The sequence below is a fragment of the Legionella sp. km772 genome (assembly GCF_003989735.1).
Classification (GTDB): Bacteria; Pseudomonadota; Gammaproteobacteria; order Legionellales; family Legionellaceae; genus Legionella.
The window spans coordinates 12,543-31,338 of record NZ_RZGQ01000020.1 but is presented as its reverse complement, the minus strand read 5'-3'; the positions used below and the strand labels follow the sequence as shown (position 1 = coordinate 31,338).

The window sequence follows — 18,796 nt, the reverse complement described above, 5'->3', positions numbered from 1 at the left end:
AAGATAAAAACTCATTTAAATCACTTTGCTATTAAGTACAAATTGATTCTTAGAGCGAACCAGATTGCTTGGCAGGAGCTTAAAAATATGGCAGCTTAAAATTGACCGTGCGTAACATGAGCTATTAATAGTAAATAAGGATAAAGAAATTGCAAAGGATAAGATCAGCAGCAAAATAACTAAAAAGGAGAAATTACCGCCTAAAAATTTTTTAACTTTGTAAGCATATTTGAATAAAATATACTCACTAGAATAAGCTATTGAATTATCCATAAGACTTCTTTATCGCAAAAATAAAGTAGTATATAAGATTAAGTGTAATGCTTATTTCTTATTTGTTCAAAACAAGAGCAGCACACCTATAGTGAAAATTGAACCCTTAGTTTTTCCCTCACTATTTGATTCTCTATATAGTTCATGCTATTACATAAGTTTTATTACAAGGAGTAGTATAAAAATGCAAGAAAAAAAAGAAACAATTAAAATCCTTACTAGCGATTTAGAATCATCTAGCTCTCAATCCAAAACCCCACCTAATACACCTGTAAAAAATTCGGCTGAGCAACCCAAAACCCACGGCCCTATTCTCATTACTCCTGAGCAAATGTCCTTATATATGAAAAAATCGGATCAAACATTTTTTACCCCAAGTCTTACCAGTATTGATGAGCTTGATTTATCAGATTCAGAAAATAAAGAGCAAGCGTCCTTATCCTAATTTAATAAAATTTATAAAGAGCCGCTATTGGGTATTATTTTTTAATAGCCAATAGCTTAATAATTATCAATGGCTTAGAGTATTTAAGCCCTCTTTGGCTAAAAATTGTTTCCCACTGTTATTGGTTTGTTGTTTAATCAACATTAAAAAAGGTATAAAAAGTAAAGCACAGACCACAGACAATTCATACAAAGCCGTCCAACCAATATGCATTTCGATACCAGCCGCAATGGGGCCTGAAATTATGCGTGGAATGGTCGATATGGCTACTAAAATTGAAAATTGAGTGCCGGTGAATTGTTTATTGACCAGGCGCATAAATAAAGCTACTAAAGCAGTTGAGCCCATACCCGCTGCAAAATTATCCGAAAACACTGCAACGGCCAATAAGGTCGTGTTTTTACCGACCATTGCTAAGATAACAAACAATACATTGGTAAAGGCTTGCAATAAGCCAAAGAACCATAAGGAGTAGTATAATGAGCAACGGGTGAGAATAAGACCTGCGGTTAAACCGCCTATAAGTACGGATGTAATTCCTAAAATCTTATTAACATAACCAATAGTTTCCAAAGAAAAATCCAAACCTTGAATTAAAAAAGGCATGACAATCCCACTGGTAGTAGTAGTAAAAGCCTCACCTAATTTGTAACAAAAAATAAACATAAACAAGGAGATAATACCTGGACGAGACAAAAGCTCTTTTATTGGAGCAAGGAATAAAAAACCACTAGAGCTCGGTTCTTTGAGGGCGACTTCGGGTTCATTACTGAAAAAGACGGCGATCATACCGATAGCCATGCTTAATCCCATCAAGCGATAGGTGAAAGCCCAACCCCAATGCTCGGCCATAATTAAAGCGATACCACCAGAAAACAACAAGGCAAAACGATAGCCAAATACCGCTAATGAAGCCCCTAGAGCATGTTCTGGAATAGGCAAATACTCCACACGATGGGCATCTATCGCAACATCTTGAGTTGCAGAAAAACAAGCTAGGGATAAAGCTATAAATGCAAGTAAACGAGGATATTCGTCCGGAGTAAACCAGGCCATAACATTAAAACCAAGGAGCAACAAAATCTGCATTACTAAAATCCAGCTACGTCGCTTACCTAATTTTAATAAGGGGTAACGATCGAGGATTGGTCCCCAAAACATACGATAGGTATAAGGAAGGCCAATCAAACTTAAAGCACCAGTCGCTAAAACTGACAGACCACTTGAAGCAAACCATGCTTGCAAAGTACTGCTTAGTAAAGCCATGGGGAGGCCAGATGAAAAACCTAAAATTAAAACAATAAAAAGGCGTTTATTCATTGTTATTGTTCACTAGGCAAAGAAACAACTTATTGGGTTTATTTTATAGGACAGAATAACATTCCAAAATTTTGACATTGCGAGTGACCTTTTACAACTAATAAACAAAAATCACTCCAACTAGTAGTCAGAGTGATTTTTTACGGGATTAGGCAGATTTTTTAACGGAAATCAAATGAATTTTAAATATTAAAGCTTCATTTGGACCAATAGGACCACCTACACTTCGTGGGCCATAAGCTAAATTAGATGGAACATAAACTTCCCAGGTAGAGCCAGCAGGCATTAATTGTAATGCTTCAGTCCAACCAGGAATTACTTGCGAGACTTGGAATGTAGCAGGTTTGCCCGCTTTATCTGTACTATCAAATACAGTTCCGTTCGTTAAAGTACCTGTATATTCAACAGTCACCGTATCGTCTTTGCCTGGTTTAGTACCGGTGCCATTTTCAATAATTTTATATTGTAAACCACTTGGTAAAACCACAACACCTGGTTTTGATTTGTTGGCAGCTAAAAAGGCTTCGCCTTTAGTTTTGTTTTCATCTGCTTTTTTATTAAAATCAGCTGTACGTTTAGCCATTAAATCTTTTTGGAATTTGTTGAGAACATCTTTCATTTGTTGCTCAGTTAGAGCTAATGGACCAGTTCCCATACCATCTTGCATCCCTTTAGCTAATGCAGCTGGATTGATATCAATACCTTGAGTTTTGAAGTTTTTCCCTAAATCAGCACCAATACTATAGGACAACTTATCAGTGTCTGTAGATAATGATGTAGCATCGGTTGCAGCCATTGCAGTAGTCATCATCAGCCCCATAACGGCAGCAGCGACCAATTTGATCTTCATAAACAATCCCCTTTTGTCTTTCTTATTGTAAAAATGCCCACTCATTCTGCCTAAATTTAACTAAAATTACCAGTATAAGCTGAGATTTAATTATAAATAGACAAATTCTCGATATACTTCTAAACTTGCGTGTATTAAAACCTGAAGACGTACAATATGAACATTAGTGTATTTGATTTATTTTCCATCGGGATAGGTCCTTCAAGCTCCCATACAGTAGGCCCCATGCTAGCAGCGAATGCCTTTCTCCAATTATTAGAGCACCATCAATTACTGGCTAAAACGCAACGCGTAAAAATTGAATTATACGGTTCATTGGCCTTAACAGGAAAGGGGCATGGAACCGATAAGGCCATTTTAAATGGTTTGGAAAATCAATCGCCTGAAACGGTCGTCCCAGAACGCATGGTTCCTCGGATGAAAGAAATTTTAAGCACCCAACGTCTGAATCTAGCAGGTCATAAAGAAATTCATTTTGATGAGAAGACAGATTTTCTTTTTTTACAAAAAGAACTTTTACCTCTCCATACTAATGGCATGCGCTTTTCTGCCTTTGATAATACAAATGCTCTCTTATTAAGCCAGGTATATTATTCAATCGGTGGCGGTTTTATTACTACCGAAGAAGAGTTTCACCACACCGAAGAAGACAGTAATCCGCCTCCCTACCCCTTTACAACGGCTGAGCAGCTTTTAAAGCTATGCAGAGAAAATCAACTAACTATTGCCGAGTTAATGTTAGAAAATGAAAAAACATGGCGGAGTCTTGGGGAGATCAATCAAGGCATTTTAGCAATTGCTAAAGTAATGGATGATTGTATAACTAATGGTTGTAAGCATGAGGGTATCTTGCCAGGTGGCTTAAATCTAAAAAGAAGGGCTCCTGACTTATATAAAAAATTGATTGAGCAAAAAGGGATTAAAAGTGTTTTTGAACAATCAGATATAATGAATCATTTAAATCTTTATGCTATGGCCGTCAATGAAGAAAATGCTGCCGGTGGCCGAATCGTTACGGCACCAACCAATGGTGCAGCTGGGATTATTCCAGCGGTATTAAAATATTGTCAACAGGCCCATGATCGGATGAGTGATGAAGATATTTATACCTATTTTCTCACCGCAGCAGCTATAGGTATCCTTTACAAAAAAGGCGCTTCTATATCGGGTGCAGAAGTGGGTTGTCAAGGAGAAGTAGGAGTTGCCTCGTCCATGGCGGCGGCAGGCCTTACTGCAGTTTTAGGTGGGACTATTGATCAGGTAGAAAACGCGGCAGAAATAGCTATGGAGCATCATTTAGGAATGACCTGCGATCCAGTATTAGGTCTAGTACAAATTCCTTGTATTGAACGTAATGCAATGGGCTCGGTAAAAGCGGTCAATGCCACACGTATGGCCTTGATTGGTGATGGTCAACATCACATCTCTCTTGATAAAGTCATTAAAACAATGAAACAAACCGGGATGGACATGCAAAGTATTTACAAAGAAACCTCAATGGGCGGATTAGCTGTTAACTTACCCGAATGTTAAGCAAAATAATGCCCTGCTAGTGGTGCCCGGTACTCCTGCAAGAATAAAATCCCCGCGAAGACGGGGATTCAATAAAATGAGCAAGAGAGTAAGCAGTTTTAAGGACAAGGATTTGAGTGTTCTAAAATTTGCGAAGAGGTAAAAAACATGCTGAGGATCAGGGTTAAAAACCATAAACCTCCTAAAACCAAAAGAAATGCTAAAAAGGAGTTGGTGCTGAGATAACCTAAAAAAATTACGGCTAAAACTGCAGTTAGCATATTAAGAAAACTCATCATCGCAGAACCGCTTGCTTTATCTTGAATTGAAATAAGAGCCAAATAAGAGCCTCCAGAAAATAAAAAACCACTGAATAAATATAGACTCATTACACTTAGAAAAAACCATAAAACTGACCCTTCACTGGAATAAAACAGCATCGCTAAACTAACAAGCCCCATAGCAGTGCCGACTAATCCCCACATCACTAGTTGTTGAGCTTTATAGTGTTGTAATAAATATTTTGCTATAAGACCACCAATTAACATGCCTATCATGTTGAGTCCATTCCAATAGCCATAACTTAGGGGAGAAAGATTAAAAAATTGCTTAGTAATTGATGGGCCTGCAGCAGAAAAGCAGTAGGAAATAGCTGAGCATAGACCTACCACTAAAGAATAAATGACTAATTCTTTGCAGGCTAAAACCTGCTGATAATTATGAATAATCGTTCTTATATTTAATGCTTGCCGCCGAATTAAGGTTTCTTTAAACGTCAAAGTTCCCAAAATCATCACTACACCGTGCAGTAACAAAATAATAAAACAATAACTCCAGTCATAATACTCAGTCATTATTCCCCCGAGCACCACGGCTAAACCAATACCTAAGGTAAAGAAGAGGATACTACTGGCCAAGGCTCTTTTTCTTTCCGCTTCAGGAAGCCATTCATTGATTAACATAAAAGTACATGCTAAACCACTGGCTGAGCCTAATGCAGTCACTAAGCGCCCAAGAAGTAATAAATAATAATTTCCATCCAATGCGGTGAAACAAATTAAAATGCCGACTAAATTTATAACTAATCCAAAACGCAATGCAAAGAGCCGTCCGAATCGATTTGCCAAAGGCCCATAAAGCAATTGCCCAATCACATAACCTAATAAAAAAATTGAAACAAGCCATTCAACTTGTCCTTGGGATAAAGAGTAAAACTGCTCAATCGCTGGTAATGAAGGAGTAACAATAACTGCAGAAAAAGAGGCTAGGGCTAAATAATTTAATAGCCAAATGGTCGATAAAGCTAACATGATTTTCTTCTCTATAAGTCAATTATTCACCGCAACTGTCGATTTAAAGCTCTTGCTTCAAATCTGCCTAAGTTGCACTAAAATAAGTTTATAGTTTAATCAATTTTCAATAAAGATAGGTTTTAATTAAATAATGTTGATTAAAAGTTAATAATCCAGGCAGGTTCCGTACTGCTAAAGAAAGAATCACTAACCACATAACCAACTACCGCTGCTAGCTGCTCATTAATATAAAGCAAAGGTATTCGATCTCTATGCCAAACTGGAACCTGCCATTCTTGGAATAATTTTTTTAATTTCTTGGTTTGCTGATGGAGGACAATAGTTTCTCCACCTTGGCGAAAGCGAATAGTTATTTTTGCTTTAGGAGGAATAATTAACCCTTCCTTAGCGGCCTTGGCAAATAAAATACTCTCATCATTAAGCGCTAAAGATTGAGGAAAAGCTGACCATTCTATGCATTCAGGTAAGGGATGCAGCCTTTTATTATCCAGATAAATACGCTCCTGATAACGACGAATACAGGTATCATTCCAAGCCACTAAAGGAGTTGCATCAACACTTGCCTCCAATAATTCATGCACTATACGGCTCATAACTGCAGTGGTTGGCAATTTGATTTTATTTTTTTTCAACCAAACTCGCAGTACATTAATAATCCGCGCCTCGCCTAAATGCTTTAAAGGTTCAATTAACAAGGATTTACCAGGATGCTCAAGCTCCTGACAATCAATCAAGGCCAGTTGATACAAATTCTTTTTCCCTTGCTGACAGTGTACTGCAGTTCGGTTGATATTTCCTACAACCCCAGGCCATTTTTCTCGTAACAAAGGCATAATTTGATTGCGTAAATAATTACGTGAAAATCGAGAGTCTTGATTACTTTCATCATCGACCCAGGTTAGCTGCGCCACTTGCGCATAGTGATGTAATTGCTCTCGGGTATGTTGCAACAAGGGTCGGGCCATAGTACCGCTTGCAAAATTCTCATACGCAGGGATTCCTGCTAGGCCATCAATTCCAGTTCCCCGAAAAAGTTGCAGCAAGACGGTTTCGGCTTGATCATCCATATGATGGCCGAGCAGCAAACAGGATTTTTGATTTAATATCCGCGCAAAAGCGGCATAACGAGCTGTTCTTGCCTCTTCCTCAATATTGGAGGAGCGATTAAATTTAATTGACTCAGTAAGAAAAGATACATTTAAACGCGAACAGAAAGCTTCACAATGTTTTTGCCAAGCCAAAGCATTAGGACTAATTCCATGATTAATATGAATAGCTAACAAACGTGAATGTAAAAAAGGGTAGGAAGCAAGACAAGATAAAAGAACCGTAGAATCTAAGCCACCACTAAAAGCAACTATTAATTGCTCAAACTCAACTAGGCGCTCAAGCCATTGTGTAGAAAGTAAATGGATAGCATCCACCCCCTCTTCCTGTAGAGCTGAGAAGGTGGATTTTATAAATACTGGTTTAGTCACAAGCCCCCATAGCCATAAATTTTTTATATCGCTTCTCAATTAACTCATCAAGAGGGATTTGTTTTAATGCATTTAATTCAGAAAGCAGCAGTTTCTTCACTTCTTGCGCCATTTCATCTACATTACGGTGTGCCCCACCTAAAGGCTCAGGAATAACTTTATCCACTATTTTATTTTCTAAAATTCGATCCGCAGTAATTCCCATGGCTCGCGCAGCCTCACTGGCTTTTGTTGCGTCCTTCCACAAAATTGACGCACAGCCTTCTGGAGAAATTACCGAGTAGATACCAAATTGCAGCATCAAAATACTATCCCCAACCCCAATAGCCAAAGCCCCGCCAGAACCCGCCTCACCAGTGACAATGCAAATAATGGGGGTTTTAAAACGAGACATTGCAAATAAATTACGCGCTATTGCCTCAGATTGATTACGCTCTTCAGCACCAATTCCAGGATAGGCTCCGGCCGTATCAATAAAGGTTATGATAGGTAAATTAAATTTTTCGGCCATTTTCATTAAACGTAAGGCTTTACGGTACTCCTCAGGCCGTGCCATACCAAAATTACGATAGACTTTTTCTTTGGTGCGCTTACCTTTCTGATGTCCTAAAATCATGACAGGTTGACCATCTAGACGAGCCATACCTCCGATTATAGCTGGTGCTGCAGAATAGCTACGATCACCATGTAGCTCTTGAAAATCAGTAAATATACGTTCAATATAATCGGTAGTTTGAGGTCGTAAAGGATGACGTGACATCTGGGCGATTTGCCAAGGCTCTAAATTGGAAAAAATAGTTTCCGTTAATTCTTCACATTTTGCCTCAAGCCTTGCGATTTCTTCGCTTAAATTAACAGTATTATCACTACCTACCATACGTAATGCTTCAATTTTTTGCTTTAACTCTTCGATAGGTTGTTCAAAATCTAAAAATTGTCGGCTCATTCGTTACTCTGTATTGAATTAAAGATCAGAGTATATGATACTCTTAACCGTTAATAGACGCTAGTTTAAAACCAATATATGATAATTACTGGATTCACACCGCTAAATAGCGAACATTGCGTGCTCAATGAGTCACGCATTGATCTATGGCAATTTTCTTTAGAAGAAGAGTTGCATGCTGCCGATCAATTATTAAACTCAGAAGAAAAGGCACGCGCTAACCGGTTTTATTTTGACAAACACCGGCGTCGGTTTGCCACCAGCCGGGCTGCGGTTCGCATTATATTAGCCCGTTATCTTAATGTATCACCTGAGCAACTAGAGTTTACCTATAATGCCCAGGGAAAACCTGCTGTTATTAATTCACAAAAATTACAATTCAATCTCAGCCATACAGAAGATACTGCTTTACTGGCTGTTGGCAAAAATTTCCCTCTAGGCGTTGATATTGAGCGTTATTCTGCCAGGCCCTATGAAGGTATTGCTCAACACTTATTTTCGGATAAAGAATTAGAAGATTTAAAAAAAGCGCCTATCTCATTGAAGGCAGCTTTATTTTTCCATGTATGGGCACAAAAAGAAGCCTTTATTAAAGCCTGTGGTTTAGGGCTATCCTATCCTACTAAAGACTTCACCGTCCCAACCACCTTCCCCACCAAACAATTAGTAGAAGATAAGTTAAACAACACTACCTGGCACCTACGCTCTTTCATGCCAAAAGTCGCCTGCAGTGGCGCTTTATGCCATCATCCAACTGTTAGAGAAATCAGACACGGTGTGATTAAATTACAACAAAGTGCTTGTCTGATATTTTAATGATGTTAAAGCTTAATTCAACCCAATATGCCATTCTCACTATTTTAAGTGATGGTTTGTGCCATAGTGGCACAGAGTTAGGGCAAGCATTGAGTATTTCACGCTCGGCGGTATGGAAACAAATAAAACAACTTAATGAATGGGCTATTCCAATTTTAAGTATCCCCCAACAAGGTTATCAGCTAAAGCAAAGTTTAATTCTTCTTGATGAAGAGCTAATAGTTAAACAGTTAGCGGGACTTCCGGTACGGCTACATTTATTTAATTCAATTGATTCAACCAACAGTTATTTAAAAGATTTACCCATAAGTGAGTATTTGGAGGTTTGTTGTGCAGAACAACAAACTCAAGGTCGCGGTCGTTTTGGCAGAACGTGGCATTCTCCTTTTGGAGAAAATATCTATTGCTCAAGTCGCTGGAAGCTAGAATGCAATCTGGCTAAGCTTTCTGGTTTAAGCCTTATTACTAGCCTTGCTGTGGTAAAAACCTTAGACCAATTCATTGAAACCCCAGAGATAAAAATAAAATGGCCCAATGATATTTTATGGAGGGATAAAAAACTTTGCGGCAGCCTTATTGAAATTATTGCAGAATCTAATGCTATCGCTCAGGTGGTCATTGGTATTGGCTTAAATGTCAACTCTGATACTGAACACCATCCCTTACCTGACAAACCCTGGTGTTCTTTATATGAGTTGTCAGCCCATTTTTATAATCGCAATGAAATTATTGCTCATCTTATCACTACTTTAAATCGCTATCTAACTCAGTTTCTTGCTCATGATCTGCAATTTTTTATGGAGGAATGGCAGCGCTATGACTATTTAGTAGGAAAGAGCATCACAGTCAGTCAGGCGTTAGAATCTATAACTGGAGTTGCATGCGGAATTAATTCTAGCGGCCAACTTATTCTTCAAGATGATGAAGGTAAGGTCCATTTGTTTTCTTCTGGTGATACTAGTTTAAAGGCTTCTTAAGGGGGATTCGTCCCGGATAGGATTAAGTACCCGGAACTGGATGAGCTGCGAGAAAATCGTTTATACTGTTTCAACAGTTGAATCATCAGATTCTTTTTCTTGTTGAATACGTAAATAAATTTCTTCGCGGTGTACAGAAACGTCTTTGGGCGCATTAATTCCTAAACGAACTTGATTGCCCTTAACACCCAGTACCGTAATATTAACATCATCACCAATGATTAATGTTTCGCCTATACGTCGAGTCAAAATTAGCATGACTAAATCTCCCTAACTACGTAGCTACCTAATTCCCACAGAACTTCCATGGTGTTCTCTATAACTACAAATTGAATAAAACAAGAACATTACCGTTCGAAATCTATTGTACACATAGAATCTTAAGAGAGTATTAAGCAAACTATATATTCAACTTTTTTGATAAAAAATTTGATTTTCCACAGTAAAACTCAGCAGTTTACTTTATTTAAAACAAAAAAACTAGGAAAAGGTTCTGAATTTATGAAAAGCTAAATTGTACTCTCACCGACCACTTTAAATGAAGAAAATTTCTCTATTAGAAATTAAAAAATACATCTATGCTATAATTAGTGCGTACTGTCAACATATTAAGGAGAATTTTATGACTAAGTACTTGAAATCAAGTATTAAAATAGTACAAACCACTTTAGTTCTATCGTCACTAATTTGTTTTTCTGCGGTCTCGCAAGCTAGAGATGGTTGTCCTGTCGGCCAACACCCTAACCCAGATAATCCTAAGCAATGCGTAGATAACGGAACTACTGGACTTGGAACCAAATGCGATCCAGGCCAAAAGAAATGGTATGATCCTCGCACTAAACAATGGAATCCCTGTTAGACCTTATTGGTAAACGCTCACGGAATAGGTCCTTCTTGTGGTTTTTGCGCAATTGCAACGTGATATTGCTCGCTCGCAAAGACTGATTTACATGGCCTGTGAGCCTCTTTCTTTTTAGGCAAAGATGGAATTCTTAGCAGGATCTCATCTTTGCCAACAACTAATTGCCTTAAGGCTACTCAGCACGAAACATCGGATATAATTTTTCAATGATTAAGTAGCTAATGATTAAGACCAGGAACAAAATAGGAAGTACCCAATACGGTGGTAGGCTTTTGTTCTTAATTAAAAAAACTCCCATCAAGAAAGAAAGATTAATCAGTAATTGCCCTAATAAAATTAAGCGCGTACTTAAACCATATTGTTTCAATCGTTGATAAGCATGTTTTCTATGGGCAGCAAACCATTTTTCTTTTTTTTGAATTCGTCGCAATAAAGTAAGCGTTGCATCAAAAAGGAAAAGAGCATTCAAAATAAACCAATACAACAGAGGTATAGCGTATTTTTGTTGAGCGATTAGTGCGATATAAAATGAAATAAAACCTAACGTGGCACTACCGACATCCCCCATAAAGAGTTTGGCTGGAGGGAAGTTAAATACCAAGAAACCTATCAAACCAAAAATCAAAATTAAACAAAGATCATGATAAAATAGTGCCCCTACCATACCAAACAGTAAGGAATAAGCAAAAAATAAAAATAAAGCTTGCGAGCCACAAAAGCCATCTAAACCATCCATAAAGTTAAAATGATTAATTGCCCATAAAGTAATAAAAAAAGTCAATCCGATAATTAAATAGGGATTAGAAATAGAAAATAAAACAAAATTAAGGCTTTCGGGTTTGGCTGTAAGCGAAATTAACCCTGCAATCAAACATTGTACAGCAAAGCGGGGTTTGGCTGATAAGTTGTATAAATCATCACAAAAACTAATTAAGGCAATGAGAAAAACAGAAATAAACAAAACGGATTGCTCGATTAAAGAGACTTGATAAATAGATCCCAGCCACGGTAGTGCGCATAAAAACAGACTAATAAAAATTAGCCCACCTCCCCTTACCTTAGGAACATGGTGCAAAGACCGTTCATTAGGTTTATCCATTAATTTAGTATTTTTTGCTAAAGAGCAAAAAATTTTAGTCGTTAATAACGATAAACCCACTAAAAAAATACTAGGTATTATGTTCATCTTGATACCACTTAATCGTCTTAACTAAACCCTCAGCTGAAGTAACAGGAGGCAACCATCCAATTTGTTTTTTTATTTTACCATTATTTACTTCTAATGAACCAAATAAACGGGTACTTAACGCAGTCAATCCAAATAATTTGAATAATCTCAAAAGTCCAGGCACCGTAATAAGGCGGGATTTTTTATTCATTGTTTGTGCAATAAAACTTAATAATTCCGATAAGGACCAGGCCTCATTATCAGCTATTAAATAGACTTGATTAGCCGCTTTAGGTTCATTAATTACTGCCTCAATAGCTGAAATTAAGTTTTCAATAAATACAAAATTACGTTTATTTCTAATCCCGCCAAAGGGCAAAGGCAAGCCTTTATTCACCAACTGCATCATTTTTAAAAAATTAGCCTTTACACCCGGCCCAAAAATTAAAGAAGGGCGAAGGATAACGACATCCATGCTCGATTGTTGAGACAGTTCTAAAAGGTTTTGTTCCGCTAATAATTTACTTTGCCCATATGGATCTTCAAGATTTTGGCAATTTTCTTCGGTAAAAGGAGCACCTTCAAGAGTGAACTCACCATTTACTTTGATTGAACTTAAAAAAATGAAACGTCTTACACCATGCTGCGCGGCTTGTTCGGCTAATTTTTTAGTAGCAATACTGTTCACCTTGCAAAACTCATCCAGAGGGACATTACCCTGCATGACATGTACTTTAGCCGCAAGATGAATAATAACATCGATGCCAGGAAGTATAGAGCTCCAATCGTCCATGAGCTCTAAGCGATTAATCACCACTTGCCGTGCATTAATCCAATCGACTGGTTTTGAGACTGCGCATACCACATCATAACCAGCTGTTTGAAGAGCTGGAACCAAGCTACGACCAACAAAGCCAGTAGCGCCCGTTACTAAAATTTTTTGCATAATCCATACCGTTATATTTGATTTAATAAGTGCTCATATTCTTTAATTAGAAGTTCATTACACTGCTTACTATCAAAATTAATGCGCGCTCGCTCTCTCGCTTTATTTCCCATAATGCGTCGCAAGGAATCGTCCGATAATAATTGATCTAAAACTTGGGTTAATTGCTCACTATTTTTGGGCTCAACTAATAGCCCTGTTTCACCGTCTATGATTGCATCCTTCAAACCATAAATATTGGTACCTATAACCGGTAGGCCCATCGCAGCTGCCTCTATCACTACGGTGCCAAACCCCTCGCGGTAGCTTGGCAAACACAATAAATCACTGGCAAACATAAAGCGCTCTGGCTCTTGGTGGAATCCTGCGAAAACAACCCGCTTACCGCACATTTTTTCTGCATAGGAGCGCACATCTTGTTCATTATGTTGTTCAAAGGGGCCCAAAACAATTAAAACAATATTTTGTCCTTTATTTATGAGGTTTTGGATAGCCTCAATTAACTCAAAAATTCCTTTTTCGCGAGTCACCCTTCCTACAAAAAGCAAGATTTTAGCCGAGGGCTCAATATCATATTGGGCTTTTAGCTTTATTTTATCTTCATCAGAAAAATTGTCGTGAGAAAAGCGATTGATGTCAACCCCGGCTAAAGAACCATTGCCAATAACATTGAGCTTATTAGGCGCGATAATTTTATTTTTTATTAAAAAATCGCATTGACTACGACTGTCAGCATAACAATAGGTATCAAGCTTGGCGATTAATTTATCACTCCATTTTACTAAAAACCTTTTAATACCTGTCATTGTCACCCAAGGCTGACCCGTAAAAGTGTGAATACAGATTGGCACCCCGGCCAATTTAGCAGCAATGGCACACAATAACCCCGCTTTAGGTGTGGTTGAATGAACAATTTGATATTTTTCTTTACGAAAAATACGCCAGAGTTTAATTAGTGCAATTAAATCTGAGAAAGGATTAATTTTACGTGCTATAAATAAAAACTTAAAAGTACATCCCTGGATAGTTTTGATTTTTTTACTTAGTTCGTCATCACTAGTAATGATAGATACTAACGCTCCAGAGTCAGCTAAAGCCTCCAATTGTGTACGCAATTGTGTATACACGAAAAAAGGAATAGTTGATACTCTAGCTATACGAACATTATCTAAGGAATTCATATAATTATCCTGGAAACTACGGTTCTAATTATCGCGAACCATTTTTGGTGCATAATATTTTTCGAAGAAACATATCTCATTATCAAAGATTTTTCAGTGACTATCGCAAAAAATTGTTATATCGCTATAGGTAAATGATAAGGCTCAATCTCACTTATAGGGCCAATTAAAGGATATTTTAACAAAAATCTTATTTATTTCTCCAAACATTTTGGTTTATATAGTCAATATAGCTTACAACAATTCGAAGTACTTGTTTGGAAACGCTTAAAGACTGATAATCATCAACAGGGGGAACTACGCGCTGCTCACAGTTATTATGTTGCGAGGTAACAATATGCACTGCATCTAAAACGCGCTCTTTCTTCAATCCACTCATAATTAAAGTACCTACATCCATACCTTCTGGTCGCTCATGAGCATTTCGTATGGTAATAGCAGGAAAACCCAATATTGAGGCTTCCTCAGTGATAGTGCCGCTATCAGAAAGGACACAAAAAGCGTTTTTTTGTAAATTGACATAATCAAAAAAACCTAAGGGGTTAATAAAATGAATTAAAGGATGAATGGGTCTTTGGATATAGCTCTCGATTCGTTTACGGGTTCTAGGATGGGTGGAAAAATAAACGGGATAGTTATATTTATCAGCTAAGAGTTCAATACTTTCAATTAAATCGTTCAAATTTTCACAATTATCAACATTCTCTTCTCGATGAGCGCTAACCACGAAATATTCTTTATTTTTTAATTTAAGGCTTTCTACAATGGCAGAATTATTAATTTTATCTTTATAAAAGTCTAAGACCTCATTAAGATGCGAACCAGTTTTAATGATAGTTTCATGTTTTATGCCTTCATTAATTAAATAACGTCGCGCATGTTCGGTTAAAACCATATTGATGTCGCTTAAATGATCAACCACCTTCCTATTCAGTTCTTCAGGTACCCGCTCATCAAAGCATCTATTACCTGCCTCCATATGAAATATAGGAATTTTTCTCCTTTTCGCAGCTATGATAGCAAGGCAGGTATTAGTATCTCCATAAATTAAAAGTGCATCGGGTTTATAATTTTCAAATACCTCATCGGCCTTCACAATAACATCAGCAATGGCTTGCACAGCCGAATCTTTAGAAATATTTAAAAAAACATCCGGTTTGCGAATATCAAGCTCATCAAAAAAAATTTGATTTAATTCATAATCATAATTTTGCCCAGAATGTACTAAAATATGTTCTACATGTTGGTCAAACTCTGCAATCACTCGGCTCATTTTAATTAATTCTGGACGAGTTCCAACTAAAGTCATTATCTTAAGCATCAAAAGCCTCTTGAATAAAATCTAATTTTAACAGCAATTCTTTTATTCCATTAATGTTCAATCGTGTTGTATTGTGGGAAGTGTAATCATCTATAGAAGATAATCGCTCCTCTCCCTCCACAAAATATTTTTTATAATTAAGATCTCGATTATCAGCAATAATACGATAATACATACCCATATCTTCCGCTTTCGACATTTCCTCGCGGGACACCAAGGTCTCATAAAGCTTCTCGCCATGCCTTGTGCCGATTACTTGAATTTCTCGTTTACACTGAAATAATTCTAATAAAGCTTGCCCCAAATCGGCGACTGTACAAGCCGGGGATTTTTGCACGAAAATATCACCTTGCTTGGCATGTTGAAAGGCATGCAGAACTAAATCAACAGAATCCTCTAAAGTCATTAAAAATCGCGTCATATTGGGGTCTGTAATAGTAATGGCTTCATTATTTTGAATTTGTTTTACAAAAAGAGGAATTACTGAACCCCGCGAGGCCATGACATTACCATAGCGCGTAGCACAAATAACGGTTTCATCAGCTGGTATAGAACGGGATTTAGCAATCATTATTTTTTCAGCCATGGCTTTAGATAAGCCCATAGCATTAATCGGATAAACTGCTTTATCCGTACTTAAGACAATAATACGCTTTACTTTTGCGTCTATACCTGCGTTTAAGACATTTTCCGTGCCTTGAATATTAGTGCGTACTGCTTCCATAGGATAGAATTCACAAGACGGAACTTGTTTCAGTGCAGCGGCATGGAAAACATAATCAACACCCATCATGGCTTCTTTTAATGAGCTGTAATCTCGCACATCGCCAATGTAAAATTTAATTTTTTCATTATTTAATAATAAACGCATATCTTCTTGCTTTTTTTCATCACGACTAAATACGCGTATTTCTTTTACATTTGATTTTAAAAATCGCTTTAAAACGGTATAACCAAAAGAGCCTGTTCCTCCAGTGATCAATAAAACGCTATCATTAAACATGTACAATTCCTTGATGGATAATTTTTTCCCTATGCATTTGCTGGACTAGAAGAGGCCAATCAGGAGCGACATAGCCAGTTTCCTTTTCAAAGCGGCTGGATTTTAAAGCCCGGTTAATAAACACGGTATGTTCAGGTTCAATTAAAATATCCTTTTTATAAACGTCAGCCACTAATTTTAATAAATGATATTTGCTAATCGGTTTTGAAGAAACATGGTATAAGCCACACAAATCGGGATTAGGGATTACATAATCATGTATTACCCGAGCTAATTCAAAAGTGGGTAGGCCTGAATAAATAGCATTTAGATAACCTTTTACGTGATTATTCTGAGATAAAAACCAGTCTATTAGCGCAAAATTACTATTCAATTCGTGGCCGATAATTGACGTTCTTAAGGTTATTGCATGAGGGGAGTGGGTAATTTCTCCAATATATTTGGATTTGCCATATAAGTCTTCTGCATCAGACAGATCTGACTCAGAATAGGCTCCCTCTGTGCGTCGCCCCGAAAACACGCAATCAGTACTTATATGAATTAATCGTGCATTAATTAAACTACAGACCTTGGCTAATTGATGAGGAAATAAAGTATTTATAGGTAGCACAGCTAAAGGGTCATTAGCACGAGATAGTTGTTTAATTAAACCTACGCAATTAATTACCAAATGAGGACGGACACGTTCGAAAAGACTTAAGAGTTCATCTGAGTTAAGTACATCCACATGACTAATTATTTGATCGCTTTTGGGAAAATATTTTAACATTCTGTCATTGCGTAAAGTTCCCCAGGTTTCAAAGGTCTTATTTTCTATAAATTTTTTATAAACAGCACTACCTAACATACCTGTAATGCCTAATATCAAAACTCTCATGCAACTTCCCCTTCTATTCTTTTCTTCAAAATTTCAATAAGGCGTTGACTTTGATTTTCCATTTCAAAGTGTTTTAGGAAATAAGCTCGTCCTAGGGCGCCCATTTTTTCACGCTCATGCGGTGACAAAGAATACAATTGCTCAATATTTTTAATCAATAAATCCGCATTTCCAGCTGGCGAAACAAATCCCGCACCGGAGTCGGTAATTACTTTTGCCCCCTCACCATCTAAAGAAGCAATAATTGGTTTTCCAGCCGCTAAATAAGACTGAATTTTTGAGGGAATCGTGTAACTAAAGATCTCACTATTGTTAAGACTTACTAATAAACCTGCAGCTTTAGAATAAATAAAGGGCATAGCTTTAGCTTCATACCGCCCCGCCAAAACTAAATTGGTTAAATTTTTATTCTCAATTTCTTCCTTTACCCAAGAAGCTCGACTTCCACTTCCTATTAATACTATTTTTATTTTTTTATGTTTTTTCAAGCGTTCTGCTGCTTGAGTAATAATGTCTAAAGCCTGGGCAGTTCCAATGTTCCCCGCAAAAACAATGCAAAAATTAGTGCTCATTAGATCTAAAAAATCCGTCGGCAAAGGATAGGCACTAGGATCTAAAGCTAAACTATCCAGCACGGAGTTTGGATAATAAATTACTTTTTTCTCGTTTGATAAAGAAGCCACTGCAGGAATGAAACGTCTTGATTGCACTAAAATGGTATCGGAAAAATAATATATTGCTCTTACTAAAAGACGCACGCTGCCCAAGATCAATGAATTTTTAAAATAACCGGTGGCTTTTATACTTTCAGGCCAAAGATCTTGTACCCATACGGCTAAATGCCCGCGGGTTAACCATTTAATTAAAATTGCGGGAATCACTGAAGTAATAGGTGATGGTGCAAAGACAAACACTACATCGAATTTTTTATCTTTGGAAAAATTAAAGGCATGCTTTATTCCAGAATAAATAAAGGATAGGTAATTTAATGCAATATTTTTACGCCCGCCCGATTTCCGGGGTCTTAAAGGAATGCGGTAAACATCAACACCATCATGATAAAATTCTTGCTGCACGCCTGCACTTACATAGCCAGGATAAATCACGCCATCAGGATAATTAGGTTTGCCAGTGTACACACTAATATTGTGGCCTTGAGCTTTAATTTTTAAAACTAAATCATTAATTATAAAATTTTCAGGCCAAAAGTACTGACTAACTATTAAAATATTCAAACATCCCCCACAATTACAATTTTATTTCTTATTAATCCTATTTTTAAAATGTAGGAAATTTTTCTAAGCAAGTTTTACGCAGGCCGCATCCATTTGCTTATATATTGCTGGCGTTAAGTTATATACTCTTAGGCTCTAATGATACCTAAACAGTCTATTTTTTTAAATAGTATTCAAATAAGGTGAGTGAAAATTTTTGTTCATTGACCAGTATTTCCGCTCAATTTTCTTTGGCTGCCAATTATTTCTATGATTTTTATTTAAAATATTTCA

At 37.0% G+C, this 18,796-nt stretch carries 19 protein-coding genes; 5 read left to right on the top strand and 14 right to left on the bottom strand.

The features are described 5' to 3' along the window. Positions 1–15: 15 nt before the first annotated feature. Positions 16–273: a hypothetical protein gene (locus tag ELY15_RS16050; protein WP_158617411.1), complete on the bottom strand. Its 258-nt coding sequence runs from the start codon at positions 271–273 to the stop codon at positions 16–18. A gap of 184 nt (positions 274–457) precedes the next feature. Between ELY15_RS16050 and ELY15_RS04225 the strand changes: the two genes are divergently transcribed. Then, positions 458–718 (top strand): hypothetical protein, encoded by a 261-nt coding sequence (locus ELY15_RS04225; RefSeq protein ID WP_127098405.1) that lies wholly within the window; start codon positions 458–460, stop codon positions 716–718. 66 nt (positions 719–784) lie between these two features. Here ELY15_RS04225 and ELY15_RS04220 read toward each other — a convergent pair whose 3' ends face one another. Together ELY15_RS04220 and ELY15_RS04215 are read right to left on the bottom strand one after the other, a co-directional pair. Next, positions 785–2,038 carry an MFS transporter gene (locus tag ELY15_RS04220; protein ID WP_127098404.1) on the bottom strand — a complete coding sequence of 418 codons (1,254 nt, stop codon included), beginning with the start codon at positions 2,036–2,038 and terminating at the stop codon, positions 785–787. Between the two features lie 148 nt (positions 2,039–2,186). Continuing rightward, positions 2,187–2,888 carry an FKBP-type peptidyl-prolyl cis-trans isomerase gene (locus tag ELY15_RS04215; RefSeq protein WP_199744160.1) on the bottom strand — a complete coding sequence of 234 codons (702 nt, stop codon included), beginning with the start codon at positions 2,886–2,888 and terminating at the stop codon, positions 2,187–2,189. A gap of 156 nt (positions 2,889–3,044) precedes the next feature. Between ELY15_RS04215 and ELY15_RS04210 the strand changes: the two genes are divergently transcribed. Beyond that, positions 3,045–4,421 (top strand): L-serine ammonia-lyase, encoded by a 1,377-nt coding sequence (locus ELY15_RS04210; RefSeq protein ID WP_127098403.1) that lies wholly within the window; start codon positions 3,045–3,047, stop codon positions 4,419–4,421. Positions 4,422–4,519: 98 nt separating this feature from the next. On the opposite strand, the gene ELY15_RS04205 is transcribed toward ELY15_RS04210, so the two are convergent. The 3 genes from ELY15_RS04205 to ELY15_RS04195 all read right to left on the bottom strand — a co-directional run bounded on the left by ELY15_RS04205 (position 4,520) and on the right by ELY15_RS04195 (position 8,137). Further along, positions 4,520–5,710 (bottom strand): MFS transporter, encoded by a 1,191-nt coding sequence (locus ELY15_RS04205; protein ID WP_127098402.1) that lies wholly within the window; start codon positions 5,708–5,710, stop codon positions 4,520–4,522. Positions 5,711–5,850: 140 nt separating this feature from the next. Then, positions 5,851–7,173 carry a tRNA lysidine(34) synthetase TilS gene (gene tilS / locus ELY15_RS04200; RefSeq protein WP_370449381.1) on the bottom strand — a complete coding sequence of 441 codons (1,323 nt, stop codon included), beginning with the start codon at positions 7,171–7,173 and terminating at the stop codon, positions 5,851–5,853. A gap of 10 nt (positions 7,174–7,183) precedes the next feature. Then, a complete protein-coding gene (locus ELY15_RS04195) occupies positions 7,184–8,137 on the bottom strand; it encodes an acetyl-CoA carboxylase carboxyltransferase subunit alpha (RefSeq protein ID WP_127098401.1) in 954 nt (317 codons plus the stop codon). 78 nt (positions 8,138–8,215) lie between these two features. Here ELY15_RS04195 and ELY15_RS04190 point away from each other — a divergent pair, with 78 nt between their 5' ends. Both ELY15_RS04190 and ELY15_RS04185 read left to right on the top strand, forming a co-directional pair. Next, positions 8,216–8,953, top strand: a complete 738-nt coding sequence (locus ELY15_RS04190; RefSeq protein ID WP_127098400.1) for a 4'-phosphopantetheinyl transferase superfamily protein — start codon at positions 8,216–8,218, stop codon at positions 8,951–8,953. 2 nt (positions 8,954–8,955) lie between these two features. After that, complete coding sequence (locus ELY15_RS04185; protein ID WP_127098399.1) at positions 8,956–9,930, top strand: biotin--[acetyl-CoA-carboxylase] ligase; 975 nt, start codon at positions 8,956–8,958, stop codon at positions 9,928–9,930. A gap of 60 nt (positions 9,931–9,990) precedes the next feature. On the opposite strand, the gene csrA is transcribed toward ELY15_RS04185, so the two are convergent. Further along, on the bottom strand, positions 9,991–10,188 hold the full coding sequence (csrA, locus tag ELY15_RS04180; RefSeq protein ID WP_127098398.1) for a carbon storage regulator CsrA: 198 nt from the start codon (positions 10,186–10,188) through the stop codon (positions 9,991–9,993). Between the two features lie 364 nt (positions 10,189–10,552). Between csrA and ELY15_RS04175 the strand changes: the two genes are divergently transcribed. Beyond that, complete coding sequence (locus ELY15_RS04175; protein ID WP_127098397.1) at positions 10,553–10,789, top strand: hypothetical protein; 237 nt, start codon at positions 10,553–10,555, stop codon at positions 10,787–10,789. A gap of 175 nt (positions 10,790–10,964) precedes the next feature. Here ELY15_RS04175 and ELY15_RS04170 read toward each other — a convergent pair whose 3' ends face one another. From ELY15_RS04170 to ELY15_RS04140, 7 genes are all read right to left on the bottom strand, one after another. Next, the gene (locus tag ELY15_RS04170; protein WP_199744159.1) at positions 10,965–11,978 is read right to left on the bottom strand and encodes a glycosyltransferase family 4 protein; all 1,014 of its coding nucleotides are present in this window, start codon (positions 11,976–11,978) and stop codon (positions 10,965–10,967) included. Then, the gene (locus ELY15_RS04165) at positions 11,962–12,906 is read right to left on the bottom strand and encodes an NAD-dependent epimerase/dehydratase family protein (protein WP_127098396.1); all 945 of its coding nucleotides are present in this window, start codon (positions 12,904–12,906) and stop codon (positions 11,962–11,964) included. The genes ELY15_RS04170 and ELY15_RS04165 overlap by 17 nt, the downstream gene beginning before the upstream one ends. An 11-nt stretch (positions 12,907–12,917) precedes the next feature. Beyond that, entirely contained in the window at positions 12,918–14,087 is a 1,170-nt protein-coding gene (locus tag ELY15_RS04160; protein ID WP_127098395.1) for a glycosyltransferase family 4 protein, read from the bottom strand. 190 nt (positions 14,088–14,277) lie between these two features. Then, a complete protein-coding gene (wecB, locus tag ELY15_RS04155) occupies positions 14,278–15,408 on the bottom strand; it encodes a non-hydrolyzing UDP-N-acetylglucosamine 2-epimerase (protein WP_127098394.1) in 1,131 nt (376 codons plus the stop codon). Beyond that, on the bottom strand, positions 15,401–16,411 hold the full coding sequence (locus ELY15_RS04150) for a polysaccharide biosynthesis protein (RefSeq protein ID WP_127098393.1): 1,011 nt from the start codon (positions 16,409–16,411) through the stop codon (positions 15,401–15,403). The genes wecB and ELY15_RS04150 overlap by 8 nt, the downstream gene beginning before the upstream one ends. Beyond that, positions 16,404–17,288, bottom strand: a complete 885-nt coding sequence (locus ELY15_RS04145) for an SDR family oxidoreductase (RefSeq protein WP_127098392.1) — start codon at positions 17,286–17,288, stop codon at positions 16,404–16,406. Before ELY15_RS04145 ends, ELY15_RS04150 begins: the two co-directional genes overlap by 8 nt. Then, complete coding sequence (locus ELY15_RS04140) at positions 17,285–18,523, bottom strand: glycosyltransferase family 4 protein (RefSeq protein WP_127098391.1); 1,239 nt, start codon at positions 18,521–18,523, stop codon at positions 17,285–17,287. Before ELY15_RS04140 ends, ELY15_RS04145 begins: the two co-directional genes overlap by 4 nt. Positions 18,524–18,796 lie beyond the last annotated feature (273 nt).

Coding starts and splice junctions, on each gene's coding strand:
- ELY15_RS16050 (WP_158617411.1), bottom strand. CDS start 273: ATGGATAATTCAATAGCTTATTCTAGTGAGTATATTTTATTCAAATAT.
- ELY15_RS04225 (WP_127098405.1), top strand. CDS start 458: ATGCAAGAAAAAAAAGAAACAATTAAAATCCTTACTAGCGATTTAGAA.
- ELY15_RS04220 (WP_127098404.1), bottom strand. CDS start 2,038: ATGAATAAACGCCTTTTTATTGTTTTAATTTTAGGTTTTTCATCTGGC.
- ELY15_RS04215 (WP_199744160.1), bottom strand. CDS start 2,888: ATGAAGATCAAATTGGTCGCTGCTGCCGTTATGGGGCTGATGATGACT.
- ELY15_RS04210 (WP_127098403.1), top strand. CDS start 3,045: ATGAACATTAGTGTATTTGATTTATTTTCCATCGGGATAGGTCCTTCA.
- ELY15_RS04205 (WP_127098402.1), bottom strand. CDS start 5,710: ATGTTAGCTTTATCGACCATTTGGCTATTAAATTATTTAGCCCTAGCC.
- ELY15_RS04195 (WP_127098401.1), bottom strand. CDS start 8,137: ATGAGCCGACAATTTTTAGATTTTGAACAACCTATCGAAGAGTTAAAG.
- ELY15_RS04190 (WP_127098400.1), top strand. CDS start 8,216: ATGATAATTACTGGATTCACACCGCTAAATAGCGAACATTGCGTGCTC.
- ELY15_RS04185 (WP_127098399.1), top strand. CDS start 8,956: ATGTTAAAGCTTAATTCAACCCAATATGCCATTCTCACTATTTTAAGT.
- csrA (WP_127098398.1), bottom strand. CDS start 10,188: ATGCTAATTTTGACTCGACGTATAGGCGAAACATTAATCATTGGTGAT.
- ELY15_RS04175 (WP_127098397.1), top strand. CDS start 10,553: ATGACTAAGTACTTGAAATCAAGTATTAAAATAGTACAAACCACTTTA.
- ELY15_RS04170 (WP_199744159.1), bottom strand. CDS start 11,978: ATGAACATAATACCTAGTATTTTTTTAGTGGGTTTATCGTTATTAACG.
- ELY15_RS04165 (WP_127098396.1), bottom strand. CDS start 12,906: ATGCAAAAAATTTTAGTAACGGGCGCTACTGGCTTTGTTGGTCGTAGC.
- ELY15_RS04160 (WP_127098395.1), bottom strand. CDS start 14,087: ATGAATTCCTTAGATAATGTTCGTATAGCTAGAGTATCAACTATTCCT.
- wecB (WP_127098394.1), bottom strand. CDS start 15,408: ATGCTTAAGATAATGACTTTAGTTGGAACTCGTCCAGAATTAATTAAA.
- ELY15_RS04150 (WP_127098393.1), bottom strand. CDS start 16,411: ATGTTTAATGATAGCGTTTTATTGATCACTGGAGGAACAGGCTCTTTT.
- ELY15_RS04145 (WP_127098392.1), bottom strand. CDS start 17,288: ATGAGAGTTTTGATATTAGGCATTACAGGTATGTTAGGTAGTGCTGTT.